Genomic DNA, 237 nt, shown 5'->3' with positions numbered 1-237 from the left:
AGCCTGTATTGCTCTCTTATTTGAATTTCGTGTGCTTCGCTATCATCAACACACCCTTCAAGTAAACTAAAAGCAAGTTCGCTATTGGTGTTTTTTAACTGTTTAAAAAGCTGTACTAATAACTTATTTTTAAGCGCAACAGCTATTGCACCATACGCAGCTTGCACTAGAACCTGCGGCGCTAAAGCAACGTAATCGTTCTCATCAGTTATATTTTTAAATGCTAATCGGTAACGG

Annotated in this window: 1 pseudogene; it reads right to left on the bottom strand. The window is 38.0% G+C overall.

What is annotated here, in order from left to right:
* Nucleotides 1-237: pseudogene (locus AAEY68_RS21685) on the bottom strand (exonuclease domain-containing protein); the annotation flags it as partial.

The sequence above is a fragment of the Pseudoalteromonas sp. RB2-MNA-CIBAN-0110 genome, assembly GCF_040309305.1.
GTDB lineage: Bacteria > Pseudomonadota > Gammaproteobacteria > Enterobacterales > Alteromonadaceae > Pseudoalteromonas > Pseudoalteromonas arctica.
Note: the sequence above shows the minus strand (reverse complement) of the source record. Positions and strands in the feature narration are given on the sequence as shown.